19 protein-coding genes are annotated in these 26,273 nt (G+C 59.3%); 12 read left to right on the top strand and 7 right to left on the bottom strand.

Going from position 1 to position 26,273, the window contains the following annotated elements:
* Window positions 1–139: 139 nt before the first annotated feature.
* The 7 genes from AB4P92_RS22080 (at window position 140) to cmoB (ending at window position 7,535) form a co-directional block, all read left to right on the top strand.
* Window positions 140–514: a DUF6124 family protein gene (locus tag AB4P92_RS22080; RefSeq protein WP_150616258.1), complete on the top strand. Its 375-nt coding sequence runs from the start codon at window positions 140–142 to the stop codon at window positions 512–514.
* A gap of 825 nt (window positions 515–1,339) precedes the next feature.
* A complete protein-coding gene (gene lon, locus AB4P92_RS22075; RefSeq protein WP_234451852.1) occupies window positions 1,340–3,763 on the top strand; it encodes an endopeptidase La in 2,424 nt (807 codons plus the stop codon).
* 217 nt (window positions 3,764–3,980) lie between these two features.
* Window positions 3,981–4,373 (top strand): protease inhibitor I42 family protein, encoded by a 393-nt coding sequence (locus AB4P92_RS22070; RefSeq protein ID WP_047302952.1) that lies wholly within the window; start codon window positions 3,981–3,983, stop codon window positions 4,371–4,373.
* Between the two features lie 2 nt (window positions 4,374–4,375).
* The gene (locus AB4P92_RS22065; protein WP_181818523.1) at window positions 4,376–5,026 is read left to right on the top strand and encodes a lysoplasmalogenase; all 651 of its coding nucleotides are present in this window, start codon (window positions 4,376–4,378) and stop codon (window positions 5,024–5,026) included.
* Window positions 5,027–5,156: 130 nt separating this feature from the next.
* On the top strand, window positions 5,157–5,642 hold the full coding sequence (locus AB4P92_RS22060) for a hypothetical protein (RefSeq protein WP_047302954.1): 486 nt from the start codon (window positions 5,157–5,159) through the stop codon (window positions 5,640–5,642).
* Between the two features lie 196 nt (window positions 5,643–5,838).
* On the top strand, window positions 5,839–6,582 hold the full coding sequence (gene cmoA / locus AB4P92_RS22055) for a carboxy-S-adenosyl-L-methionine synthase CmoA (RefSeq protein ID WP_115147757.1): 744 nt from the start codon (window positions 5,839–5,841) through the stop codon (window positions 6,580–6,582).
* A complete protein-coding gene (gene cmoB / locus AB4P92_RS22050) occupies window positions 6,579–7,535 on the top strand; it encodes a tRNA 5-methoxyuridine(34)/uridine 5-oxyacetic acid(34) synthase CmoB (RefSeq protein ID WP_395598151.1) in 957 nt (318 codons plus the stop codon). Before cmoA ends, cmoB begins: the two co-directional genes overlap by 4 nt.
* A 130-nt stretch (window positions 7,536–7,665) precedes the next feature.
* On the opposite strand, the gene tadA is transcribed toward cmoB, so the two are convergent.
* The 7 genes from tadA to treP form a co-directional block, all read right to left on the bottom strand.
* A complete protein-coding gene (tadA, locus tag AB4P92_RS22045) occupies window positions 7,666–8,163 on the bottom strand; it encodes a tRNA adenosine(34) deaminase TadA (RefSeq protein ID WP_042560899.1) in 498 nt (165 codons plus the stop codon).
* The gene (locus tag AB4P92_RS22040) at window positions 8,163–9,539 is read right to left on the bottom strand and encodes a multicopper oxidase family protein (protein ID WP_042560900.1); all 1,377 of its coding nucleotides are present in this window, start codon (window positions 9,537–9,539) and stop codon (window positions 8,163–8,165) included. The genes tadA and AB4P92_RS22040 overlap by 1 nt, the downstream gene beginning before the upstream one ends.
* A gap of 117 nt (window positions 9,540–9,656) precedes the next feature.
* Window positions 9,657–9,947, bottom strand: a complete 291-nt coding sequence (locus tag AB4P92_RS22035) for a PTS transporter subunit EIIB (protein ID WP_047302960.1) — start codon at window positions 9,945–9,947, stop codon at window positions 9,657–9,659.
* Between the two features lies 1 nt (window position 9,948).
* Window positions 9,949–12,486: a phosphoenolpyruvate--protein phosphotransferase gene (ptsP, locus tag AB4P92_RS22030; RefSeq protein ID WP_395598150.1), complete on the bottom strand. Its 2,538-nt coding sequence runs from the start codon at window positions 12,484–12,486 to the stop codon at window positions 9,949–9,951.
* Window positions 12,487–12,548: 62 nt separating this feature from the next.
* A complete protein-coding gene (locus AB4P92_RS22025) occupies window positions 12,549–13,772 on the bottom strand; it encodes a carbohydrate porin (protein WP_115147753.1) in 1,224 nt (407 codons plus the stop codon).
* A gap of 105 nt (window positions 13,773–13,877) precedes the next feature.
* The gene (gene treC / locus AB4P92_RS22020) at window positions 13,878–15,524 is read right to left on the bottom strand and encodes an alpha,alpha-phosphotrehalase (RefSeq protein ID WP_395598149.1); all 1,647 of its coding nucleotides are present in this window, start codon (window positions 15,522–15,524) and stop codon (window positions 13,878–13,880) included.
* Between the two features lie 141 nt (window positions 15,525–15,665).
* A complete protein-coding gene (treP, locus tag AB4P92_RS22015) occupies window positions 15,666–17,108 on the bottom strand; it encodes a PTS system trehalose-specific EIIBC component (RefSeq protein ID WP_273877860.1) in 1,443 nt (480 codons plus the stop codon).
* A gap of 236 nt (window positions 17,109–17,344) precedes the next feature.
* Here treP and treR point away from each other — a divergent pair, with 236 nt between their 5' ends.
* The 5 genes from treR to AB4P92_RS21990 all read left to right on the top strand — a co-directional run bounded on the left by treR (window position 17,345) and on the right by AB4P92_RS21990 (window position 26,114).
* Window positions 17,345–18,049 carry a trehalose operon repressor gene (treR, locus tag AB4P92_RS22010; RefSeq protein WP_042560906.1) on the top strand — a complete coding sequence of 235 codons (705 nt, stop codon included), beginning with the start codon at window positions 17,345–17,347 and terminating at the stop codon, window positions 18,047–18,049.
* Window positions 18,050–18,151: 102 nt separating this feature from the next.
* The gene (locus tag AB4P92_RS22005; RefSeq protein WP_395598148.1) at window positions 18,152–21,247 is read left to right on the top strand and encodes a membrane-targeted effector domain-containing toxin; all 3,096 of its coding nucleotides are present in this window, start codon (window positions 18,152–18,154) and stop codon (window positions 21,245–21,247) included.
* Between the two features lie 149 nt (window positions 21,248–21,396).
* Entirely contained in the window at window positions 21,397–24,516 is a 3,120-nt protein-coding gene (locus AB4P92_RS22000) for a dermonecrotic toxin domain-containing protein (RefSeq protein ID WP_395598147.1), read from the top strand.
* 393 nt (window positions 24,517–24,909) lie between these two features.
* Window positions 24,910–25,725, top strand: coding sequence for a sulfonamide-resistant dihydropteroate synthase Sul2 (sul2, locus tag AB4P92_RS21995; protein ID WP_001043260.1), 816 nt, complete (start codon window positions 24,910–24,912; stop codon window positions 25,723–25,725).
* A gap of 86 nt (window positions 25,726–25,811) precedes the next feature.
* A complete protein-coding gene (locus AB4P92_RS21990) occupies window positions 25,812–26,114 on the top strand; it encodes a phosphoglucosamine mutase (RefSeq protein ID WP_000251875.1) in 303 nt (100 codons plus the stop codon).
* The last annotated feature ends 159 nt before the right edge of the window (window positions 26,115–26,273 follow it).

Below are 26,273 nucleotides of genomic sequence, written 5' to 3'. Positions count from 1 at the left end.
GGCGGCTGTGCGCGGGATACCGTCCTTGGAGGTATGCCGATTTCTCAGTTATCGGTCCGCGAACCCGCGTACAGCTGCCACCTCAGATTGCGTCGCGGCAATCGAAGGCAGCTCCACTTTCACCAACTGAGTATTCACCATGAAAAAGCCCACACCCAACCCACCAGAAACCAACGACACCTCGCCCTACCAATCCCCCGATTCGAAGAAATTCCACGAAGCCGCCGAACGCGCGCTCGACCACTACCTCAAACCCAACGCACTCACCTTGCGCTTCCACAAACCCAGCACCATGTTCCAGGTCGCGCCAGACCAGGACAGCGAAAGCCTGCTGGTTCACGCCTGCGAATCCCTGGCACAAGCCAGCCTCATGAGCAGCGACATCGCCGCCTACATCGACCTGCCCCAGCGGCGCACGATCCTGGCGATCCAGCAAATCATCATGCTGGCCGAATTGGCGGTGAATCGGGTGCTGGATAACCTCGAAATCCCACAACCGGCGCCACACAGCTGAGTTTGATGGAAAAAAAGTTGAGGGTTGCTCTTCAAACTCAAACAGCCTCTGAAGCAGCCTCACCCTAACCCTCTCCCAGAGGGAGAGGGGACTGACCGAGGTGTCTGGGCGAGATACGCCGACGTGAAATACCGAGCTGAACTCAAAGTCTGAAAAGCCCAAAAAACGGCTCCTTCTCCCCCCGGAGAGGGAACTGACCGAGCGGCCTGAAAGCATTACACCGACGTAAAATACCGAGTCGAACTCAAATCCTGAAAAGCCCAAAAAACGGCTCCCTCTCCCTCGGGAGAGGGCTGGTGCGGCGTTCCGGCGAGGGGAAAAACCACCACAAAACAAAAGCCAACCGCACGCCCCTCACCACTCAACAGGATGAGCGTTAGCTCGGCTGCAGCTCTTGATCTACCTGGCCCCTTCGGCAGGCTGAGTGGAGGGATTGATCCGGGGGGTGGGCGCGTAGCGCCGTTCGACGAAGTCGAATACATCGAAAGGAGGTGCAGCGAAGCAAACCGGAAGCGATGCCCCCGGATCAATTCCGGAGCGAAGGAACCCCGAGCCCCAGCGAGCGGGCCGAACGCCGGGGCCCAGCGTTTTGGTTACTTTTGGGCGTCTGCAAAAGTGACTCGCTGTAAAAGCGAAACCGCCAGCAGCGGCACCGCAAAAACGGATATACCCCCAAAACCCCAAGAACATGGTCGGCCCAAAGGCCGCCAAGTCCAAAGCGTGACCCCTGTCAAAACCCTGAACACAACCAGAAACACCCACCCCCATTGAAACCACTCAAGCCCTGCCCCATCTAACACCCATACCCAATTGCGCAGGTGCCCCATGAGCGACCAGCAAGAATTCCCCGATAACTCCGACGACTACACCGAAGCCAGCGAAGACCACATCGAACACACCACCTCCGGCAAAGGGCTGGCCCTGCCCGGCCAGAACCTGCCGGACAAGGTCTACATCATCCCGATCCACAACCGCCCGTTCTTCCCGGCGCAAGTGCTGCCGGTCATCGTCAACGAAGAACCGTGGGCCGAAACCCTCGAACTGGTCAGCAAATCCGAACACCACTCCCTGGCCCTGTTCTTCATGGACACGCCCCAGGAAGACCCGCGCCACTTCAACACCGACGCCCTCCCCGAGTACGGGACACTGGTCAAGGTGCACCACGCCAGCCGCGAAAACGGCAAACTCCAGTTCGTCGCCCAGGGCCTGAGCCGCGTCCGCATCAAGACCTGGCTCAAGCACCACCGCCCGCCGTATCTGGTGGAAGTCGAATACCCGCATCAGCCGACCGAGCCGACCGACGAGGTCAAGGCCTACGGCATGGCGCTGATCAACGCGATCAAGGAACTGCTGCCGCTCAACCCGCTGTACAGCGAAGAGCTGAAGAACTACCTCAACCGCTTCAGCCCTAACGATCCGTCGCCACTGACCGACTTCGCCGCCGCCCTGACCTCGGCCACTGGCGCCGAGCTGCAAGCCGTGCTCGACTGCGTGCCGATGCTCAAGCGCATGGAAAAAGTCCTGCCGATGCTGCGCAAGGAAGTCGAAGTCGCGCGCCTGCAAAAAGAAATCTCCGCTGAGGTCAACCGCAAGATCGGCGAGCATCAGCGCGAGTTCTTCCTCAAGGAACAACTCAAAGTCATCCAGCAGGAACTCGGCCTGACCAAGGACGACCGCAGCGCTGACCTCGAACAGTTCCAACAGCGCCTGGAAGGTAAAGTCCTGCCGGCGCAGGTGCAGAAACGCCTCGACGAAGAAACGCACAAACTGTCGATCCTCGAGACCGGCTCGCCGGAGTACGCGGTCACCCGCAACTACCTCGACTGGGCGACGTCGGTGCCGTGGGGCGTTTATGGCGCGGACAAACTCGACCTCAAGCACGCGCGCAAGGTGCTGGACAAACACCACGCCGGCCTCGACGACATCAAGGACCGCATCCTCGAATTCCTCGCCGTCGGTGCTTATAAAGGCGAGATCAGCGGTTCTATCGTGCTGCTGGTCGGCCCGCCTGGTGTGGGTAAAACCAGTGTCGGCAAATCCATCGCCGAATCCCTCGGCCGCCCGTTCTACCGCTTCAGCGTCGGCGGCATGCGCGACGAAGCCGAGATCAAGGGCCACCGCCGCACTTACATCGGCGCACAGCCAGGCAAACTCGTGCAGGCGTTGAAAGACGTCGAAGTGATGAACCCGGTGATCATGCTCGACGAGATCGACAAGATGGGCCAGAGCTACCAGGGCGACCCGGCCTCGGCGCTGCTCGAAACCCTCGACCCGGAACAGAACGTCGAATTCCTCGACCACTACCTCGATCTGCGCATGGACTTGTCGAAAGTCCTGTTCGTCTGCACCGCCAACACGCTTGATTCGATCCCCGGTCCGTTGCTCGACCGTATGGAAGTGATTCGTCTGTCGGGCTACATCACCGAAGAAAAAGTCGCCATCGCCAAGCGTCACTTGTGGCCGAAATTGTTGGAAAAGGCCGGCGTATCCAAGGGCAGCCTGAGCATCAGTGACAGCGCCCTGAAAACCCTGATCGACGGTTACGCCCGTGAAGCCGGGGTGCGTCAGTTGGAAAAACAACTGGGCAAACTGGTGCGCAAAGCGGTGATGAAACTGATCGACGAGCCAAAAGCGGTGATCAAACTCGGGCCGAAAGATCTGGAAGCCTCGTTGGGCCATCCGGTGTTCCGCAACGAGCAAGTGCTGTCCGGCACGGGCGTTATCACGGGGCTGGCGTGGACCAGCATGGGCGGCGCCACGTTGCCGATCGAAGCGACGCGGATTCACACGCTCAATCGCGGTTTCAAACTCACCGGGCAGTTGGGTGACGTGATGAAGGAATCGGCGGAGATCGCCTACAGCTACGTCAGCTCGAACCTGAAGCAATTCGGCGGCGATGCGAAGTTCTTCGACGAAGCCTTCGTCCACCTGCACGTACCGGAAGGCGCGACACCGAAGGATGGCCCGAGCGCCGGCGTGACCATGGCCAGCGCTTTGCTCTCTCTCGCACGCAATCAAGCGCCGAAAAAAGGCGTGGCGATGACCGGCGAACTGACACTGACCGGGCATGTACTGCCGATTGGCGGGGTACGTGAAAAGGTGATCGCGGCCCGGCGGCAGAAGATATTTGAGTTGATCCTGCCAGAACCGAATCGGGGCAACTTCGAGGAACTGCCGGACTACTTGAAAGAAGGCATTACCGTGCATTTCGCCAAGCGGTTTGCGGATGTGGCGAAGGTGCTCTTCTGAACATGAAGTAGCAACTGCACTACCGCTATCGCTGGCAAGCCAGCTCCCACAATGTTCATTGGTGCTCACAAATCTTGTGCTCTACCGAGAAACCTGTGGGAGCTGGCTTGCCAGCGATGGCGTCCTTGACAACACCGCCAAACCGCCGCGCCGTCACAATTTGTCTCATCTTCGGTTATGCTCGCCGTTCGTCGCCAACGCCGGAGCCGCTGACCTTATGTCCCCCATTCGCCTGTTTGTCCCTATCGCCCTTTCTTTGCTGGCCGCTTGCGCCACGCAGCCGAAACAGAACGTGACCGTGGAAAAACAAAGCGAATGCCCCGTGCGACTCACCACCGGGCAAAACCTGATCGTGATGCTGCCAAGCAACCCGACCACGGGTTATCGCTGGGCGATTCAGGATTCCGCTGGCGGCGTCTTGCGCGCCCTCAGCCCCGAGGTCTACAGCAACCCGGAAGATGCTGGCGTGGTCGGTGCTGCCGGGCTTTCCACTTGGCGTTTTCAAGCGTTTGCTGCGGGCACCGGGCGCCTGCGCCTGACCTCGCAACAACCCTGGGCGCCGGAAGTGTTGCCGGTAGAAACCTTTGACTGCGCCATTTCGGTGAATTGATCGTGGGCTGGCTGATTCTGGCGCTGATGGGCGCGGTGACCTTTCTCTACGGCTTGAGCACCCACGCGGCGCTGCTTTGTCTGCTGGTCAAACCGTTGCCGGTGTTGGCATTGCTCGGCTGGCTGCACGACGCACCGCCCAGCGACTATCGCCGCTGGATCAGCCTCGGTCTGATTTTTTCCCTGCTGGGCGATGTGTTGTTGGCGTGGCCAGGGGATCTGTTCGTGTTCGGCCTTGGCGCATTTCTTGTTGCGCATCTGGCGTATCTCAAGGCTTATCTCAGTGACTGCAAACGTCTGGCGTTGATGCCACTGATGCTCGCGCTCGGCGTTGGTGCGGTGCTGTTGGGGATGCTGATTTCCAGTGGCCTCGGCCCATTGCTAGTACCCGTGATCGTCTACGGCACAGCAATAAGCGCCATGCTCTGGCGGGCTCTTGCTCGCCTCGGCACCGACGTGCCCAAGCGTTCGGCGTTACTGGCAGCGGGAGGTGCGCTGGCATTTGTGTTTTCTGACAGCGTGATTGGCATCGACCGGTTTGTTGCACCATTCCATGCCGCGCCTTACGTCATCATCCTCAGTTATTGGCTGGGCCAATGGGGTATTGCTGCCTCGGCGTTTAATAAAAACAAACAATCTGGCGATGTGTCATAACCATAAAAATCTTGATCTATCTCGAAACGATATAAAAACCTGTCAGATCTGACAGTGCCCCGAATTTCTTCCCCTCACTACCATTGCGTGGCGTTATCCAAATCACGAATGTAGACCAAGGAAGAACATCATGAATATATTCAAAAACAAAAATTCGCCAAATGCACAGGGGACCTATATCTCCGTCAACTGCGATCTTCAAACCTCGATTTCAAACCGCGTGGATTTCAATACGCAAAATATCGAGTTCCAACAAGACCCTAACAGCACTCGAATCGAATTTACTGCCAGCGCTTTCGAAAAAAATCTTGTGAATTACGGAAAAGGAATGACGTTTCGTTTTCGCAGCGACATTCAATCTGGCAGTTACAACCCAACAGATTCAGACTTCCCGTTTGAGATATTCCAATATTATGAAGTCGGTGCTAGCGACTCTTACTCCACTTTTTATAATTACAGTCCGGAAAGCGGCACTATTGATGTCGAAGTCATTTCAAACGACTGCCAGGCGCTGCGCTACCTCATCAACTTTGATTTCAAAGGCAAAGACCACAGGACAGAAGAGCTGCACATCACTGGCAGAGCCGAATTAAACGTTTACATGCGCGCCTCCTGATCTCGCTTTAAGCCGTGAATGATCAAGTCTTGATGTTGACTGGGTCATTCACTGTTCTCTCCTGACTATCCTGCGCAGCCCCCCGCCCTCTGTAGGCCGCGTGCCGATTCCCCACGCTTTATCAGACAACTCAAGCATCCCCGCGCCACTTTGGCTAAAATGCCGGCCTTTTCCACCGACACCGCCGGAAACCGCCGTGAGCAAAGAATCCGATCGCATTTTCGCCCAGCCCCTGGATAAGGTGCCTGACTTCGCCTTCAACGAAGACGTGGTGCGCGTGTTCCCGGACATGATCAAGCGTTCGGTGCCGGGTTACCCGACCATCGTCGAAAACCTCGGCGTGCTCGCCGCTCAATTCGCCCAGCCGAACAGCGTGCTCTACGACCTCGGCGCCTCCCTCGGGGCAGTGACCCAGGCGTTGCGCCGTCACGTGCGCACCGACGGTTGCCGGGTAATCGCGGTGGATAACTCGGCCGCCATGGTCGAACGTTGCCGCGAATACCTCAACGGGCAGGACTCGATGTTTCAGGAGTTGCTGCCGGTCGAAGTGATCGAAGGCGACATCCTCGCCCTCGACTTTCAACCCGCCTCGGTGGTGGCACTGAACTTCACCCTGCAATTCATCGCCCCGGATCAGCGCACCGCGTTGTTGTCGCGCATCCACCAGTCATTGCTGCCCGGCGGCGCACTGATTCTGTCGGAAAAACTGCGCTTCAATGACGCCGAAGAACATGCATTGCTCACCGATCTGCACGTCGCGTTCAAACGCGCCAACGGCTACAGCGAACTGGAAATCGCCCAGAAGCGCAGCGCCATCGAAAACGTCATGAAGCCCGACAGCCTCGAAGAACACCGCGAACGCCTGTTGGCCGCCGGGTTCTCGAAAGTCGTGCCGTGGTTCCAGTGTCTTAACTTTGCCTCGTTGATTGCCTTGCCATGATTGATCTGTCCCCCCTCGCCCGCCGTCTGGCCGGTACACCGCTGGCCGAATGGGCCAACACCCTGCAGCGTCAACTCGACAAGAAAATGGAGAAGGGCCACGGCGATCTGGAGCGCTGGCAAAGTGCGCTGGACGCCTTGCCGAAGATCCAGCCGAGCGAAGTCGATCTGCTCAACGGCTTGAAACTCGACACCGATTGCGACGACGAAACCCGCGCGCAAATGCGCACCGCCCTGATGGGCCTGTCGCCGTGGCGCAAGGGGCCGTTCGATCTGTTTGGTGTGCACGTCGACACCGAATGGCGCTCGGACTGGAAGTGGTCGCGGGTCGCCCTGCATCTGGATCTGAAGGGAAAACGCATCCTCGATGTCGGTTGCGGCAACGGCTACTACATGTGGCGCATGCTTGGCGCCGGTGCGGACAGCGTGATCGGGGTTGACCCGAACTGGTTGTTCTTCTGCCAGTTTCAGGCTGTGCAGCGTTATCTGTCTGAGCCAAACGCGTGGCACCTGCCCTTCCCGTTCGAGGATTTGCCGCCGAATCTGGAAGGTTTCGACACGGTGTTTTCCATGGGCGTGTTCTACCACCGCCGCTCGCCGATCGAGCACCTGCTGGCGCTGAAGGATTGCCTGGTCAAGGGCGGCGAACTGGTGCTGGAAACGCTGGTGGTTGAAGGCGACAAGCATCAGGTGCTGGTGCCAGAAGACCGTTACGCGCAAATGCGTAACGTGTGGTTCCTGCCGTCGGTGCCGGCGCTGGAGTTGTGGTTACGGCGTGCCGGGTTTACCGATATTCGATGCGTGGATGTCAGCACGACGACGATTGAGGAACAGCGCGGCACCGAGTGGATGAAGTATCAGTCGTTGAGTGACTTCCTTGATCCGGATGATCACAGCAAGACGATCGAAGGACTGCCGGCGCCGATGCGGGCGGTGATCGTCGCGAGGAAGTAACCCAATCTCCCGCACATTAGAGAACCCCTGTGGGAGCGAGCCTGCTCGCGAAAGCGGTGTGTCAGTCACCCTTCATGTTGAATGTACCGACGCTTTCGCGAGCAGGCTCGCTCCCACATTGAGTCCGTGTTTATTCAGTGGGTTTTGCTCTCCGGGCACGAAAGAACTCGGTCAACACCGCCCCGCACTCCTCTGCCAACACCCCGCCCTCATACAACACCCGGTGATTCAAAAAGCCCTGGGTGAAAAACTGCCCCTGGCTTTGCACGATCCCGGCTTTTGGCTCCAGCGCGCCATACACCACCCGCGCCACTCTTGAATGCACGATCAAACCGGCGCACATGCTGCACGGCTCCAGCGTCACGTACAGCGTGCTGCCGGGCAGTCGATAGTTATCCACCGCCTGCGCCGCGGCGCGGATCGCGACCATTTCGGCGTGAGCGCTCGGGTCGCTGGCGCTGATCGGGCAGTTGAAGCCACGACCGATGATCTCGCCATCCTGCACCAGCACCGCGCCCACCGGCACTTCGCCGAGGGCTGCGCCTTGCGCTGCAAGGGCAAGCGCTTCGCGCATGAAGTCGCGGTCACGGCTGCGGTCGATGATCGCTGCGGGGCGAATCTGGCGCATCACTTCACCTCGATGGCGGCCATCAGGCCGGTTTCCATGTGGTCGATCACGTGGCAATGGAACATCCATACCCCCGGGTTATCCGCCACCAGCGCCACTTGCGCGCGCTCGTTCTTGCCCAGCAGATAGGTGTCGGTGAAGTACGGGATGACCTTGTGCCGGTTCGACGCAATCACCTTGAAGCTCATGCCGTGCAGGTGAATCGGATGCTGATACTGGGTCATGTTCTTCAATTCGAAAATATAGCTCTGGCCCAGTTTGAGACTGGCAATCGGACGATCGGCGCACGTCTTGTCGGTGATGTCCCACGCCTTGCCGTTGATCTGCCACAGACTCGGCGGCTTGCCGTTGTCGACGTTGACCGACACCGAACCGACCCATTCGAAATTGAAGTTGAGTTTCTCGGCATTGGCCAGGTCCGGTTCGGCCACCGGGTTGGCGGGCAGCGCCGGCGGCCACTCGGTCGGCGCGTCCGTGTTGGCCACCGAGCGCAGAGTGCCCAGACGCACCGGGCCATTGCGCAGCGACAATTCTTCGCCTGCCGCCGGTGCCTTGATCGCCAGGCAAATACGCATGCCGGGGCCGAGCCAGTATTCCTTGCCCAGCGGGCGCGGCTCAACCGGGTTGCCGTCCAGCGCGTAGATTTTTGCCTCAACACCAGGAATGTTGATGCGGTAAGTCAGGGTGTTATCCAGATTGAGCAAACGCACGCGGGTGATCTGCCCGGCCGGCAGGTCGATCACCGGCAACGGCACGCCGTTGATAGTCGACAAACGTCCCGCCGTACCACCGCGCGCAGCTTCACGAGGGATACTGAACTCAACGAAATTGCCTTCTTCGTCGATGTGCCAGTTCTTCAGGCTCAGGGTCTTTTCGTAGTTGAAACCGGTCGGCTCGCGCTCTTCGATGATCAGCGGCCCGACCAATCCGCGCCCCAGTTCTTCGCTGCTGCTGACATGCGGGTGATACCAGTAGCTGCCGGCGTCCGGCACGCGGAATTTGTAGTCGAAGTATTCGCCCGGCAGCACCGGCAATTGCGACACGTACGGCACGCCGTCCATTTCCAGCGGCAGGCGAATGCCGTGCCAGTGAATGGTGGTCGCCACCGGCAGATGGTTGATGAACCGCACCCGCAGCCATTCGCCCTGACGCACACGCAACTCGGTGCCCGGTGCCGACGGGCCGAACGCCCAGGCCTCGGTCTTGTGCCCCGGCACCAGTTCCACATCCAGGGGCGCGGCGATCAACTCGTAGTCGTGGCCCGCCTCGGCGTCAGCCATCTTGCCCAGCCAGTAACGCGACGCGCCTCCCGCTCCAACGCCTACGACAACAAGACCGGCCAGGCCACCGAGGATTTGGCGACGGGTAAAGGACATGAACTCAACTACCTCACGTATCAGCGACAGACCCCTGAAGGCCCGTAAAAGGCGAATACGATACACCTGCGGTTGAGAAACAGTAAGGGTGACCTGAGGCCGCACACCCCTAGGGACTTATGGCCGCAGGCCGGTAATCAGGTGCACCACCCCATCCTCAAGGGGCATGACGCCCGCGACACCGGCCTCGTTCAATGCCTGACGGTCCATGCGTGATACGTCACGCAACACCACCCGCACCCGGGTCAGCGCCACCGGTTGCTGCGCTTTGAGGTTATCCCCACCACCCAACGCCGCAACGATATCTGCGCTTAACCCCTCGGCAGGTTCGGTTGGTATTGTCGGCTCGTCCGGCACCAGATCCGGGGTCAGGGCTTTCCAGAACGCCTGCTGCAATTTATCGAACATGTCAGTTCTCCAGAACCGGTGAAATATCGACCGTTGCCTCGTGATACAGGCGCAGTGCTTCGCGTACTTCCTCAGCGCTTTCCAGACTCTGTACCTGGTCGGCGATGGCCTTGCAGTCGAGCAGATCCACCTCCCGCACTGCCGCTTTGATCGCCGGAATCTGCGGAACACTGACCGACAACTCATCCACGCCGAGCCCCAGCAACAGCGGCACGGCCAGACGTTCCGAAGCCATCGCGCCACAGACGCCGACCCATTTGCCATGGGCGTGCGCGCCTTTGACGGTCATGGCAATCAGGCGCAACACCGAGGGATGAAAACTATCGGCCTGACTGGCCAGGCGAGGATGATCGCGATCCATCGCCAGGGTGTATTGAGTCAGATCATTGGTGCCGATCGAGAAGAAATCCACGTAGGGCGCGAACACATCGGCCATCAGTGCCGCCGCCGGCACTTCGATCATGATCCCCAGTTTCGGCCGTTCGACCAGGTTCAGTGCCTGCGCTTCCTCCTCCAGCATTTGCCGGGCCAGATGCAGCTCCGAGATTTGCGTGACCATCGGCAACATGATGTGCAGGCGCGTCAGACCGACACTGCCAAGGATCGCCCGAAATTGCTCGCGCAACAGTTGCGGGCGCTCCAGACACAGACGAATCCCGCGCAGTCCGAGGAACGGGTTGGTTTCTCTGTCCATCGGCACGTAGGCCAATGGCTTGTCGCCGCCGACATCGAGGGTGCGTACCACCAGATTGTGCGACGGCCCCACGGCCTGGGCGATGGCGCTGTAGGTCGACACTTGTTCGTCGAAAGTGGGCGCATGGTTGCGATCCAGATAAAGAAACTCCGAGCGCAAAAGCCCGACACCTGCACCGCCCAGGCCCATCGCCTGCTCGGTTTCACTCAGGGAGGAAACGTTGGCTGTCACCTCGATGTAGTGCCCGTCGCGGGTGCAGGCGGCCAGCGTCGCCTGTGCGTGGTCGTGTTGATGGCGCAGGCGCTGTAGCTCGCGTCTGGCTTGCAATTGCTCGATGGCGAGCGGATCGGGGTTGAGTTGCAGTTCGCCCCTGTCGGCATCGAGCAGCACCGTGCTGCCGTTCGCCAAGGCCAGCACCTGCGCCGGCACCCCGCAAATCGCCGGCAGGGCAAAGGCCCGCGCAAGAATGGCGACATGGCTGGTGGCGCCACCACCGACCGTGACGATGCCAAGCACCTTTGTCACATCGAGCCCCGCCGTCTGTGACGGCGTCAGTTGATCGGCGACCAGGATCGTCCCGTGCGGCAATGTCAGGACCGGGTCGTGCACGTCGAGAATCAAATTGAGGACTCGCAAGCAGACGTCCGCCAGGTCTGCCGCACGTTCAACCAGCAACGGACTGGCCGACTGCCGAAACAGCGCCGCGGTCGACTCGGTTGCAGTACTCCAGGCAAACTCCGCGCTTTTGCCCTCGGCAATCAACGCTTGGGCCTGATCGAGCAGGCTCGGGTCATCGAGCAGTTCCTGATGAGCCTTGAAGATTTCCTCCTGAGCGCTGCCTCCCGCCGTGTCGCGCAAGTGCTGCAAGGCCATTTGCGCCTCGATCAGCGCGTTCGTCAGCGCCTCCTGTTCCGTTTTCACCCCGGCACCGGACTCTTTTATGTCGAGGCTTGGCTCGGTGATCTGCATGACCTGGCCCAATGCCGAACCGGGCGATGCACAGACTCCACGCAGAACCGTCAGCACCTCAGGTTCGACGCTTTCGCAAGGCTCCGTCACAGGCAACGTTGTGACCGATTCCCCGCACCCTTCGGCGAGCAACCGCGAGAGTGTGCTGATTGCTGCTTGCGCGTCTTCGCCCACGGCGCTCACTTGCACGCTGTCACCCAAAGCGGTCTGCAACGCCATGATTGCCACCAGTGACTTGGCGTTGGCTTCGGCCTGCTGTTTATGCAGATAGATCTTTGCCGAAAAAACCTTCGCCGCTTGCGCGAACACCGCCGCCGGACGCGCATGCAGACCATTGGGATTGGGCAGTTTCAGCACATTTGAGAAAATCACTTCGCCTGTTGGCGCGACCTGTTCTTCACGGATGGCATGCGCACTGGTGAGACTCAGCAGAGGTTGGCCCGTTTCGACCAGCCCCGTCTGCGCGGCCGTCCAGGTAAATGGCTCACCGCTGACCACCAGCATCAGGGTCATCAGGCTGCGCGCGTGCAGGGCGATGTAATCGGCATCGAACTTGATCAGCGTTTCGCCAGCCGCCACTCGCTGACCTTCTTCAACCAGGCGGGTGAAGCCCTGACCGCCAAGATTCACCGTATCCAGACCGATGTGCAGCAACACCTGAACGCCACGGTCATCGGTGATGCTCACGGCATGACCGCTTGCCTGCACGTTGCTGATCACCCCGGCCAGCGGAGCGCACAAGGCTGATGAAGTCGGGTCGATGCACAGGCCGTCGCCGATCACGCGATTGGCAAACACCGGGTCGGGCACTTGATCCATTGGGATCAGCACGCCGGACAAAGGCGCCAGCAGTTGCAATTGTTGAGGTGTGGCCATGATGTCACCTGCGGTTTTGTTCTTGGAAGTACCCGTGGAGCGCGCCGCCCCACCAGCATCGCTTATTTCCACCAGTATTCGACCTGCAATCCAACGTTCGCACCGTGGCGAGCGGTACCGAAAGCGCCGGTATCGGACAGCGCCGACCCTTGGGCCAATTCGTTGGCCGCGCGTTTGGCTGCCTCGTTCCAACTGGCATAGGTGTAGTACAAACGCACCTCGGGGCGCGCCCAGAATTCCGGGCCCTTGGGTGACCATGTCGGCGCAACGGTGAACTTGCTCAATTTGCGCGTGCCGCCCGGTGCATCGACTTGATCATGGCCCAGTTCGGTGACCAGTTTGAATTGTTCGGTAAGCGCATAGGTCGGACGCACACCTAGCGACAGCCAGTTCTGGTCAGCGCCGTCCGGGCGAATATCTTTTTGATACACCGCCTCGATTTGCCCGCCAAAACGCGGCGTCAGTTGCCAGTCGAAAAACTCGACAATCCGATAACTTTTATTGCTGTCGTCCAGTTTGACGTTACCGGTATAACCCAGCCCGGTGCCAGGCCCTTCGCCGTACTGGAAGGCCAGTTTGTTTTTGCCACCGAGAAAGTCCTTCTGCACATGCTGCGTGGTGATCGCCCAGCCCCGGTGCGCGTCGCGGCTGTCGGGTTTGTCGATGTAGCTCAAGCCAAACTCAAGCTCGCCGCCCGGATTGGTAGCGAACCCGGCGACGTTGAAGTCGTGCCGGTTGATGTAGTCCTTTTGATAGAGGTTGTCCTTGCGCGAAAAGGCGTAGCTGTATTTCAGATCGCCGATCAGCACATCTTCGATCCCGCCACCGGTAGCGCTCTGGTTCCAGTAGTAGAAATCGGAAATGTGGATGTCATTACGTTTGTAGTAGCGGCGACCGGCCCAGAGCGAACCGCCATTGAGCGCGGGCATGTTCGACCACTGTGCATAGGCCTGCGGCAGACGCACCGAGCCGTTGTCTTCATTGAACGTGAGGCTTTGGTTGTAGCGGTTGTACAGCGAGACCATGCCATCGACGCTAAGTACCGAGCCATCGTCGAGGGTGTACAAATCCTGGCGCAGCTCAAGCTCGCCGTACTGCTCGCATTCGTTGCCCAAGCGGTATTTGGTCTGCGCCCCCGGCAACTGGAAGCACGATTGGCTACCGCCCTTGGTCGCATTGCCAATGCCACTGCGCAAGTAACCACCGAACTCCAGCGCTGATGATGTCTGTGGTAACGCGAGGCATAAACCTGCGACTGCAAGGCTGCGATTAATTGTTGTTTTCATAAGCCACCCCATTATTTTTATTGTGTGTTTCCATGAATTCGGCGCGCAAAACTCCCCCGCGCAGTGCTCTGCGTGCTTTTTGAAATCTTGTTTTTTAGTTAGGAATCAGGGATCAATCAGGTGCAGGACGAACGATTCATACGGGCGCAAACTCACCTGTCGATTACGTGACGGACAGTCCGGATAATTGCTGACAAGCAACCGCTGGTTCAGCGTCTCGTCGATCTCTATTGGCAGTTCGATTTCACACGGTGTGGCATAGAAGTTGTTCACGATCAGCAGGCGCTCGCCGGTGCCTTCTCTCAGATAAGCCCAGACCTGCTTGTGTTCAGGCAACAACTGTCGATAGATGCCCAGCGAAATCAGCGCCTCTGTGCGCCGCAACGCGATCAGAAGACGGTAGTGATGAAGGACCGAATCAGGATCATCAAGTTGTTGGGCGACGTTGATCCGGGCGGCATTGGCCGGTAACCCGATCCACGGTTCGACGTGGCTGAAACCGGCATTCGGTTCCGCGTTCCAGTGCATCGGCGTACGCCCGTTGTCACGGGACTTCTGCATGATCGCCGCCATGTTGTCGATGTCGCTGGTGCCTGCTTCACGCTTGAGCCGAAAGATGTTCAGCGTCTCGACATCCCGGTACTGATCGATACGCTCGAAACCCGGATTGGTCATGCCCAGTTCTTCGCCCTGGTACACAAACGGCGTGCCCTGCAAAAAGTGCAGCGCCGTTCCGAGCATTTTTGCCGAGAGCTCACGATATTCGCCGTCATGGCCAAACCGCGAGACCACCCGAGGCTGATCGTGGTTACACCAGAACAGCGCATTCCAGCCACCGCCGGCCTGCATGCCGGTCTGCCAGTCGGACAGGATCTGCTTGAGCTGGAGGAAATCGAAATCGGCGCGAACCCACTTTTCCAGGTTTGGATAATCGACTTTCAGATGATGAAAGTTGAAGGTCATCGACAGCTCTTGCGACTGCGGATTGGAATAACGAATGCAGTGCTCGAGGCTGGTGGATGACATCTCCCCGACGTTGATCAGGTCGTGGCCGGCGAAGACCTCACGGTGCATCTGCTGCAAGTACTCATGGACGTTCGGCCCGTCGGTGTAAAAGCGTCGGCCGTCGCTGTTGTCCTCGGCAAAATCCGCAGGCTTGGAGATCAGATTGATCACGTCCAGCCGGAAACCACCCACGCCCTTGTCCCGCCAGAAGCGCATCATTTTGAAGACTTCGGCGCGTACCTTGGGGTTGTCCCAATTCAGGTCAGCCTGGGTGTGGTCGAACAGGTGCAGATAGTACTGACCGGTCTGGGCTTCGTACTCCCAGGCCGAACCGCCGAACTTGGACTGCCAATTGTTCGGCTGATCGCGCCATATATAAAAGTCACGGTAGGGATTATCGAGGCTGCTGCGCGCCTGCTGAAACCACACATGTTCGATCGAGGTGTGGTTGACCACAATGTCGAGCATCAACTTGATCCCGCGCTTGCCCGCCTCGGCGATCAGCAACTCGCAGTCGGCCATGCTGCCGTAACTGGGATCAATCGCGTAGTAGTCGCTGATGTCATAGCCGTTGTCACGTTGCGGCGAGCGCAGGAATGGCGTGATCCACAAGCAATCGACACCCAGCCATTGCAGGTAATCGAGCTTGGCCACGACGCCGAGCAAATCACCTGTCGGGTTGCCGGCATGGCTGTGAAAACTCTTCGGGTAGATCTGGTAGATAACCGAACGCTGCCAGTCTTGCATGGCACATTTCCCTCTTGATTTTAAAACCGGCAAACCCTGTGCCCCCTGTAGGAGCTGCCGAAGGCTGCGATCTGTTGACTTTGGCTTTTCAAAAAACAACATCAAAAGATCGCAGCCTGCGGCAGCTCCTACGGGTCGATATCAGGCAACCCGATAGCCGGGGCGGACAATCTTCATGCTCAGCGCACAGGTCAAAACAAACGGCACAACCATGGCGATGATCATCCCGATCACGAACATCGGAATGAACTGCGGAATGATCGAGATAAACCCGGGCAAGCCGCCGACGCCGATGGCCGAGGCTTGAATCTTGTTAATCGACAGGAAGATGCAGCCCAGCGCCGAGCCGGTCAGCGCGGCGTAAAACGGAAATTTGTAACGCAGATTGACCCCGAACATGGCGGGTTCAGTGATACCGAAATACGCGGAAATCGCTGAGGTCGACGCCATGCTTTTGTCCCGCGCGTTGCGCGTCATGTAGAACACCGCCAACGCAGCGCTGCCTTGAGCGAGGTTGGACATGACGATCATCGGCCAGATGAACGTGCCGCCCTGGGTCGAGATCAGTTGCAGATCGACGGCGAGGAACATGTGGTGCATTCCGGTGATCACCAGTGGGGCATAGAGCAGTCCGAAAATCGCCCCACCGACCATCGGCGCCAGGTCGAACAGCATGACCACACCCTCGGTGATGTAGATACCGATGTGACGGGTTACAGGCCCGATCACCGCCAACGCCAGAACTCCCGTGACGACAATCGTGGTGATGGGCACCACCAGCAATTGCACTGCGTTGGGCACGCGTGCCCGCAACCATTTTTCGATGACGCTCATCACGTAAGCGGCCAGCAGTATCGGCAGGATCTGCCCCTGATAACCGACTTTCTCTACCTGGAACAATCCGAGGATGTCGAAGTACGGCATCTGCTGACCGTCCAGACCGGCCACCGCCTTGCCATAGTTCCAGGCGTTGAGCAGATCCGGGTGAACCAGCATCAGGCCGAGTACGATGCCGAGAATCTCGCTGCCGCCAAAGCGCTTGGCCGCCGACCATCCCACCAATGCCGGCAAGAACACGAACGCGGTGTTGGCCATGAGGTTGATCAGGCTCCACAGTCCCTCGAGTTTGGGGTAGGCATCCAGCAGGGTCTGACCTTCGATAAACATGCCTTTGGCGCCGATCAGGTTGTTGATGCCCATCAGCAAACCGGCAACGATCAGCGCGGGCAGGATCGGCATGAACACGTCGGAAAATACCCGCACCAGACGCTGCATGGCGTTGATCTTCTCGGCGCTTTTCTGTTTGACGTCGGCGATGGTCGACGCGGCGAGGCCGGTCTGGCGGCGCAATTCGGCGTAGACCTTTTCCACTTCGCCCGGGCCGATCACCACCTGATACAGACCGCCGGTGAAGAACGAGCCTTTGACCAGATCGATCTGGTTGAGCGTGGCACTATTGACCAGGGCTGGATTCTTCAACGCCAGGCGCAGGCGCGTGACGCAGTGCGCGGCCTGTTCGATGTTCTCGCGACCGCCAAGGCTTTGCAGCAGCGCTTGGACGATGTTCGGATAGTCGTGGCTCATGCTAGTTCTTCCGCTGTGGATTGTTGTTATTGGCAGCACGTGGGAACGAAAAGTACTCGTCTGTACGAGTTATTGCAACAACTCGTACAGACGAGTTTGTTTTTGTATGTTTTTGCCAGACCAGCAGAGAATTTTCCTACTTCAGCCTAAGGTGATTTCCAATCCCCACATGGACAAAGCCCTACCCTGCCCTTAAGGTTCGAAGCTTTGAGCACAGCCGGCATCGAGCCCCTCTCATGAGCAAATACAACCAGATCTACAGCGATCTGCTGGCGAGTATCACCACTGAACGTCTGCAACGAGGCGCTCGCCTGCCCTCCGAAACCGAGCTGATGGACAGCTATCAGGCCAGCCGCGGCACCGTGCGCAAGGCCATCGAGCAACTTCAGGAGCGCGGTTTCGCGCAGAAAGTCCATGGCAAGGGCACCTTCGTCCTGTCGACCAACCCGATCGAATTTCAGCTCGGTGGCATCGTCAGTTTTCAGGAGACCTACCCACGCCTGGGCGACGACGTCAGTACCGCAGTGGTCGAGCTGGCGCAGATTCCCCTCGAAGGCGCATTGCTCGAACACATCGATGCGCAGCCCGGCAGCCTGATTACCCGGGTCAAACGGGTGCGGCGCATTGATGGCAAACGGGTGATCCTCGACATCAACCATTTTGTCACCGAGGTCATTCCCGGCCTGTCCCTCGATATCGCCGAGCAATCAATCTACGCCTACATCGAACAGACCCTGCAGCTTCAGATCGCCTACGCGCAGCGCACCATCGAAGCCCGCCCGTGCAGCAAGGATGACCTGTCGCACCTGGACCTCGACGGCCAGAGCCACGTGATCGTCGTCAGCAACCAGACATTCCTTCAGGACGGCCGCCAGTTCGAATACACCGAATCCCGGCACACTCTGGACAAGTTCTACTTCTCCGACGTGGCGCGGCGCTGACCCTCGACACGTTTGCAGACATCCTGTGCGGTAGGTATCTAATGCACGCCGCCGTAGCGATTCGGCCATGCTCGACCTTCATTTCTCAAGGATCGAGAGCACATGAAATCGTCCCCACAGCGCCGTCTGCCGAATGCGGCAGACAAAGCGTCACTCAAGGCCATCGCCACCACCGTCGTGCAGCTTTGCCCCAGCCTGTACGACGAGGCCCATCAAGTCGCCAGCGAGTTGCTGGTGCGCAAGGGCCTTACCGAGATCGACCCGGATCAGGTTTATTTCCATCGTTTCAACCTGGCGCAAAGCAGCACGCAGTCGTTTACCGGCTGGGAGCACACCGGCGAAAAGCCCTACGAATCGCTGACCCTCACCCAATTGGTGGTGCATCGCTTTCGCGCCACCGATCAGGACAATACCGACTTGCTGGACCTCTACGGCGGCTTCTACACGGACGGGCCGCAGGCCGAGACGTTCGACCACACCAATGAAGTGCGCCTGCATGGCAACGAAGTGCTCAACGACTTCTGGGCCATTGATCTGAGCTCGCGCTACCAGCAAAAGCTGAACAGCTTCTGGAGCGCCCACGCGCAAGATTTCCGTACGTTGGCCAAGTGCAACTTTCTCAGTCAGGCGGTGCAGGCACTTGAACTCGAGCAACTGAGCGGCAGCGATTTCCAATGGATCGTCGATGCGGTCATCGGCCCCGTTACCTGGCCGGTGACACTGGCCATGTTGCAATCGAGCCACACGACGACCAGTGATGTGCGCGCGTTCGATATCGCCGGGCATGTCGCCATCAATCTGCTGCGCATCGTGGCTGCCGACGGCCGGCAGATCCTGTATCTGCCGGGCGCAGCGCAGGCTTTTGTGGTCATGCAGACCCCGGCGGACATGCACTGGTGGGTGCTCGAACAGATGAACGAGGCAACCCGGCGACAGGCGCTGCTGAGCCACTTTGCACTGGCGGATCGGCAGCAGATCACCGAGGGGCTCACCGAGTTGATGAACCAGCTGGTCGGCACCTGGGGCCGCGCCGACCATCACCTGATCAACCAGCACAATCGCGCGATCAGCGGTGATGCGATGCGCTGGCTCGGTGAAGCGACCCGCGCCGCGATGTTCGCCGAGGCCAGCCTGTCCCTGACCTCCAACAGCGAACTGAGCAAGAAACTCTGGATCGGCTACCTGAGCGCGGGCCTCAAGGTATTCGGCCCCATGGCTGCGGTCGGCTGGCCGATTGCCCTGCCGGTGATTGGCGCCAGCCTTGCCAGCATGGGCCTGAATATCGATCAGGCGGTCAATGGCAAAAGCGCCAGTGAACGCAAGGCCGGGGTGCTCGGTGCGGTGCTCAGTGGCATTGACGCGCTATTCAACGTCGCGTTTCTCAAAGGCTCAGGCTCAACGCTGGAGGTCGGCGTTGAGGTGGACGCAGCAGAAGCCGAACAGATGGCCGAGTTCAGCGAAGCAACTGCGGCCCAGACGCCGGCGGATCCGCTTGCGCCTGAAGCGCCTAGCGAAGCGGCCGAGGACGCCGAAACGCTAAATCCGGTCGCCGAGTTAACGTGGCCGGGCCCGGTTGGCCGTGCGACCCCGCCGCCGATTGCGCAGAGATACGTGTGCAACGAACTGCTCGAAGGGCTGACTGCGCAAAGTGAGCCCGGACAGTTTCAAGGGATCTTTCGCCTTGATCGTGATCCACCGTTCGCCATCCTGCTCAACAACAAGCCGTACTACGTGCGCTTTTTCGGCGATGCCAGCGAGGGCGGCTATTGGGCGATTGTCGATCCGGATCGTCCCAACCAGTTCGTGCATTCGTTGCCGGTGCGCCTGAACCCCCAAGGCGAGTGGGAGCGGATGCAGGCGCTGGGTCTTCGGGGCGGTGGCCAGTGCGCGGGCAAACAGTGCACGCCGCCTATCGAACTCAACACCCTTGAGTCGACTGAATCCACCGAGGCCGAAACGCTACCGCCGACAGAACCACAGTCGCCGATACCGCGCGCGGTGCGCATCGTGCCCTCGGCTTACGATATCGATCCGACGGTGCGCCGCTCGATCAAGGCCTGGGCGCTGAACCTCAACGAAACCCATGTCGAACTGACGCCCACCGCCGACGGCACTTTCGGCATGGAGGACCCCTTCGAGCGCCATGCGCTGGCCAAGCGGCAGTCGCTGCAAGTCGCCGCGAGAAAATTCTTCAACGATCTGCCGTGGATCACGTCGCCGCCGCGTCCACCCATTGCCTTTGATGAGCAGACATCCATAGCCGAACTGCTCGACCGTATCTTTGAGTCGGCGCCCGGGCTGGTCGTGGGCGAGACCCTGGACCGCATCACCAGCATGCGCTTCATGATCGAAAACATGCCGGCGCTCGCCCGCCATGCCAAAACCCTTTATATGCGCGGTGTGCTCAGTGACTTCGCACAGGTGGACCTGAACCGCTACTTCACCAGCGGCGCCATGTCGGCGGACCTGCGCACCTATCTGACCAGTCTGGGCACCGACCCGGCGGGACGCTTCAATGCACTGGAACTGGTCAGGGTCGCCAGGGAAAACGGCGTGCGGGTACAGGGCATCGATTGCGCGGCGAGCTACAAGATGAGTTCGCCGGCCGCGCCCTACGACGAGCAAATGATCGGCACGTATCTGGCCAGTGACATCATGACCGGCGACACCTACATCAACAGTCCGCGAAAATGGATGGTGCTGACCGGCGCGCAGAACACCAACACCTTCAGAGGCCTGGACGGTCTCGCCGAAATCAAGGGCGGCATCGGTTTGCGCATCGAAGAAGCGGCAATGGGCCAACCCACAGTGGTCGATGTCGATCCGGGCCTGGAAGTGCGTCGCGAGGCGTTTTCCGCTGAAGCCGGAGCGTCGGTCAATCATGACGTGATTCGCACTGACCTGCGCCTGAGAATGCCGGCAGAACCGGTGAACTGGAATGAGGACACGCTGGACAACCTGCTGCATCGACGCGGCATGTTCATGTTCATCAAGAACGACGACAGCTGGACCGTGCTGCACCGCAGCAAGCGAGGCATGCTGATGCGCACACCCGTGACGCAACTGCCTGATGGCGGCGTTTCCCTGCACCGCCCTGGCTGGCCAAAGGTCAACGACATCCGCTTCGCCAACATCAAGGAACTGTCCCAACGCCTGAGCGCAATGGGCCTGTCGCTGCAAAGTCGCCTGCCCGACTGACACCTGCTCCAGACAGACAAAACCCCTGACGCGAGCCAGGGGTTTTGCTATTTCCACGCCAGCCTCCATGGGCGATACATAGTTAGTGCCTGCGCCCGCAACCAATCGTTCATGCTCGATCTTCGTTTTCCCCATGGATGGAGAAGTGCATGAACGCACCCGAACGCCGCCAGCTGCCCAACGCGGCAGACAAGGCCAGTCTCAAGGCAATCGCCACAACCCTCGTGCTGGTATGTCCAGGCCTTGAGGACGCAGCCCGAGCCGTCGCCACGCAGTTACTGGCCGATAAAGGTCTGTCGGGCGCCAATCCGGACCGGATTTACTTCCATCGATTCAGGACCGCGCAGAGCAGCGCCCTGACTTTCACCGGCTGGGAACACCCGCAGGAGAAACCGTACGAGTCGTTGACCCTCACGCAACTGGTGATCCAGCGTTTTCGCGCCACCGATCAGGACAACGCAGACCTGCTGGCGCTCTACTGCGGTTTCTACTCCGAGGGGCCGGAGGCCGAAAGCTTTGATCAGAGCAATGAAGTGCGATTGCTGGGCAGTGATGTGTTGAATGAATTCTGGAGCATCGATTTCAGCACGCGCTACACCGGGGAGCTGACGACGTTCTGGCAGGCCTCGGCGGACGACTTCCGCACGTTGGCCAAGTGCAATTTTCTCGCCCTCGCAGTTCAGGCACTCAAGCACGGCCACCTTGACGGGACAGATTTCCAGCGCGTGATCGACGCGGTGACTGGCCCCATCACCTGGCCCGTCACCCTGCAAATGCTGCAGGCAAGCCAAGCGGCCAGCGGCGAAGTACGTGCATTGGAAATTGACGGACACGTCGCCATCAATGCGCTGCGCCTGGTGCAGGACAGTGGCCGGCAGATCCTCTATCTGCCCGGCGAAGTCCGAGCTTTGCGGGTCATGGAGGACGACGCGGATCTGCACTGGTGGGTGCTCGAACAGATGAACACCGAGGGCAAACGCAAGGCCTTCCTAAACCGGTTCCCGCTGGCCGATCGCAACGCGATGAACGAAAATCTGACCGATCTGATGAACCGTCTGGTGAGCACTTGGGGTCGCAGCGATCATCGGCTGGTCAATGGCAGCAGCGTCGCCATCAACGCTGACCCGTTCACCTGGCTAACCGATTCGACACGCAACGCCATGTTTGCCGAGGCCCGTCTGGCGCTGACCTCCAACAGCGATCTGCGCAAAAAACTGTGGATGGGTTATTTGAGCGCCGGTCTGAAAGTCTTCGGCCCAATGGCCGCCGTGGGTTGGCCGTTGGCACTACCGGTGATTGGCGCCGGTATCGCCAACATGAGCCTGAACATCGACCTGGCAGTCAACGGCAGGACTCCCGCCGAGCGCAGGGTCGGCACCCTAGGCGCGGTGCTCGACGGTATCGAGGCGCTGCTCAACGTTCCGTTCCTCAGCGGCTCCGGCGCGCTGCTGGAGGTGGGCCCGCAGGTTGAATTTGCCGAGGCCGAGGAAATGGCCGGGTTGATCGAGTTCACCGCGGCGAACGAGCCGTTTCTGCCAGCGCTCGATGCGCCGCAGGCCGTATCCGAAGCCGAGGCGGGTGAGACGGCAACCGGACTGTCGGATGAGGCCACAACCCCTTCGCCCACTCCCGAGGTGCTCGCCCCCGCTGAACCGCCATCGTCTTCGGCGCTGAAAATCCCTGTCCGGTATCAGTGTGATGCCGTGCTTGAACACCTTCACGCCGAAACCGAACCGGGGAAGTTCCAGGGCATTTACCGCCTCGACTCGGAGCCGGCGTATGCCATCAGCCTCGATGGCAAACCGTACTACGTGCGTTACTTCACCGCCTCCGAGGACAGTGGCAACTGGGCAATCGTCGACCCGGAGCGGCCCAGCCAGTTCGCCTATTCCCTGCCGGTTCGCTTGAGTGCCGACGGCACCTGGGAGCGCATGCCGGCGCTGCGTCTCAAAGGCGGCGGGCAATGCCTGGGCACCTGTGGCCCCGGCAAGAGCTCGTCGATCCCCTCACTGGAACCAACGCCAGACGAATCGTTGGTCCTGCCACCCGCAACGATTTCCCGCCCGCTGCGCCGCGTGCGTACGCTCTACGACGTGTACGGTTCGGACATGCTCAACCTGAGAAAATGGGCAATGAACCTGCCCGAAGATTCAGCCGATGCAGCTGCCGGCGCCGCCGGCAATGGAACGGTCGACCACGTGTATGCCACCCATTTCAGCCACCGACGCACACAGCTTCTGAGTGAGGCCAAGGAGTTTTACGCCGAGCTGGACTGGAACAACCTGCCGGTACGGCCGAAACAGCCTGCAATCACCCGCGCCATGCCAACCGGCGAACTGATTGATGGCATTTTTGAACACGCCGAAGGCCTGGCCGTTGGCGAAACCCTCGATCGCATCACCAGCATGCGCTTCATGATCGAAAACATGCCCGCGCTTGCCCGACATGCCAAGACGCTCTATGTACGTGGCCTGCTCAATGATTTCGCTCAGGTTGATCTGAACAACTTCTACACCAGCGGGCAGATGTCCGAAGATTTACGCCTTTACCTGACCAGCCTCGGGACCGATCCGAACGAGAGGTTCAACATGCTCGAGCTGGTCAGGACGGCCCAGGTCAATGGCATCCGGGTGCAAGGGATCGATTGCGCGGCCAGCTACAAAATGAACGTGTCCCTCACCTCGATTGAAGAGCAAATGATGCACACCAGCCTGATGTCGCAAATCATGTGGGGGGATGATGTGCTTAACGGTCCGGGCAAATGGATCGCACTGATCGATGCCCAGAACACCAATAACTTCAGGAACCTGCCCGGCATCAGCGAACTGCGGGGCGGCATCGGGTTGCGGATAGAAGAGGCCTTGCCGTCAGAGGAGGTTGGCGTGGACATCGACCCCGGCATCAAAGTCGCTCGCGGCCCCTTCGACAATGGCGCAAGCACACGCGACTCGTTCGACTATCTCTACGCCGACCTGCGCCTGCAAATCGAAGCGCCCCCCGTGACCTGGACCGAGGAAACGCTGGATCGGCTGCTACACCGCAATGGCATGTACCTGCTGGAAAAAACCCAGAACAATTACACCCTCATACGCCGCAATAGCTCGGGCAACCTTGTCCGAACCCCGGTCAATCAGACGGTGGACGGCCAAGTGTATGTCTGGGTCCAGGCCATGCCGCGGATCAGTGGCGTATTGTTTCCTGATATCGCCGCACTCTCCCAGCGCCTGACGGAAATAGGGCTAAAACTGCAAAGCCGCCTGCCCCTCTGAACGTTTTCGCGCACCTGAAACGAAAAACCCCCGGCCGAGGCCAGGGGTTTTCAGTCACTTGATGCAGGCATTCAAGTGCAAGAGGATCATTCCCACTCTATTGTAAACAAGACATTTTTATCTTTTATATTCAATGGCTTATTTTCCTGCTAATTGGTAATACCATGAAAAATACCATGCTCAGAAAAGGCTTAACAATATTTTGAAAAATTGCCTACTGAGCGCTGCCGCACAGCTCCATAGGCCGCTTTCCTGGCTTTGCTTCCAGATGTATGCTCTTCTGCTCCTGCAGCTAATGGATCACCGCAAACAGGTTACTCGCCTGGGGATTCCCTTTCGACCCGAGCATCCGTATGATACTCATGCTCGATTATTATTATTATAGAAGCCCCCATGAATAAATCGCTCATCATTTTCGGCATCGTCAACATAACCTCGGACAGTTTCTCCGATGGAGGCCGGTATCTGGCGCCAGACGCAGCCATTGCGCAGGCGCGTAAGCTGATGGCCGAGGGGGCAGATGTGATCGACCTCGGTCCGGCATCCAGCAATCCCGACGCCGCGCCTGTTTCGTCCGACACAGAAATCGCGCGTATCGCGCCGGTGCTGGACGCGCTCAAGGCAGATGGCATTCCCGTCTCGCTCGACAGTTATCAACCCGCGACGCAAGCCTATGCCTTGTCGCGTGGTGTGGCCTATCTCAATGATATTCGCGGTTTTCCAGACGCTGCGTTCTATCCGCAATTGGCGAAATCATCTGCCAAACTCGTCGTTATGCATTCGGTGCAAGACGGGCAGGCAGATCGGCGCGAGGCACCCGCTGGCGACATCATGGATCACATTGCGGCGTTCTTTGACGCGCGCATCGCGGCGCTGACGGGTGCCGGTATCAAACGCAACCGCCTTGTCCTTGATCCCGGCATGGGGTTTTTTCTGGGGGCTGCTCCCGAAACCTCGCTCTCGGTGCTGGCGCGGTTCGATGAATTGCGGCTGCGCTTCGATTTGCCGGTGCTTCTGTCTGTTTCGCGCAAATCCTTTCTGCGCGCGCTCACAGGCCGTGGTCCGGGGGATGTCGGGGCCGCGACACTCGCTGCAGAGCTTGCCGCCGCCGCAGGTGGAGCTGACTTCATCCGCACACACGAGCCGCGCCCCTTGCGCGACGGGCTGGCGGTATTGGCGGCGCTGAAAGAAACCGCAAGAATTCGTTAACTGCACATTCGGGATATTTCTCTATATTCGCGGTTCAGCAGGCATGTCCCCTTTGAGGGCGACCCGACGACAGGATAATCGACCTTATGGTGCGCAAATATTTCGGCACAGACGGTATTCGTGGCAAAGCCAACGAAGGCGCGATGACGGCGGAAACCGCCTTGCGCGTCGGCATGGCGGCTGGCCGTGTCTTTCGTCGCGGTGACCACCGCCATCGTGTCGTGATCGGCAAGGATACGCGCCTGTCGGGCTATATGCTTGAACCCGCGCTCACAGCCGGTTTCACCTCGATGGGCATGGACGTATTCCTTTTTGGCCCGCTGCCGACAACGTATAGGAAGAATAAACGCCCTTTTCACCCAAGTCCAACAGCTTTGGACCGCAGTTGACTCTTTCGACACCCCTGCGATGCAACCCAATCCGGCTGACGGGGAGCCAGCAACGCTGAAAATTTACCCTCCTCTTTCCCACTAGCGGCTCCTTTTCCGACAACCAGCACGGCGGATCCCTGCCGCGGCGCTGTGAACGCAGCATTTTGATTGGTATCG

This window comes from Pseudomonas sp. A0308 (assembly GCF_044218815.1).
Lineage (GTDB): Bacteria > Pseudomonadota > Gammaproteobacteria > Pseudomonadales > Pseudomonadaceae > Aquipseudomonas > Aquipseudomonas iridis.
Note: the sequence above shows the minus strand (reverse complement) of the source record. Positions and strands in the feature narration are given on the sequence as shown.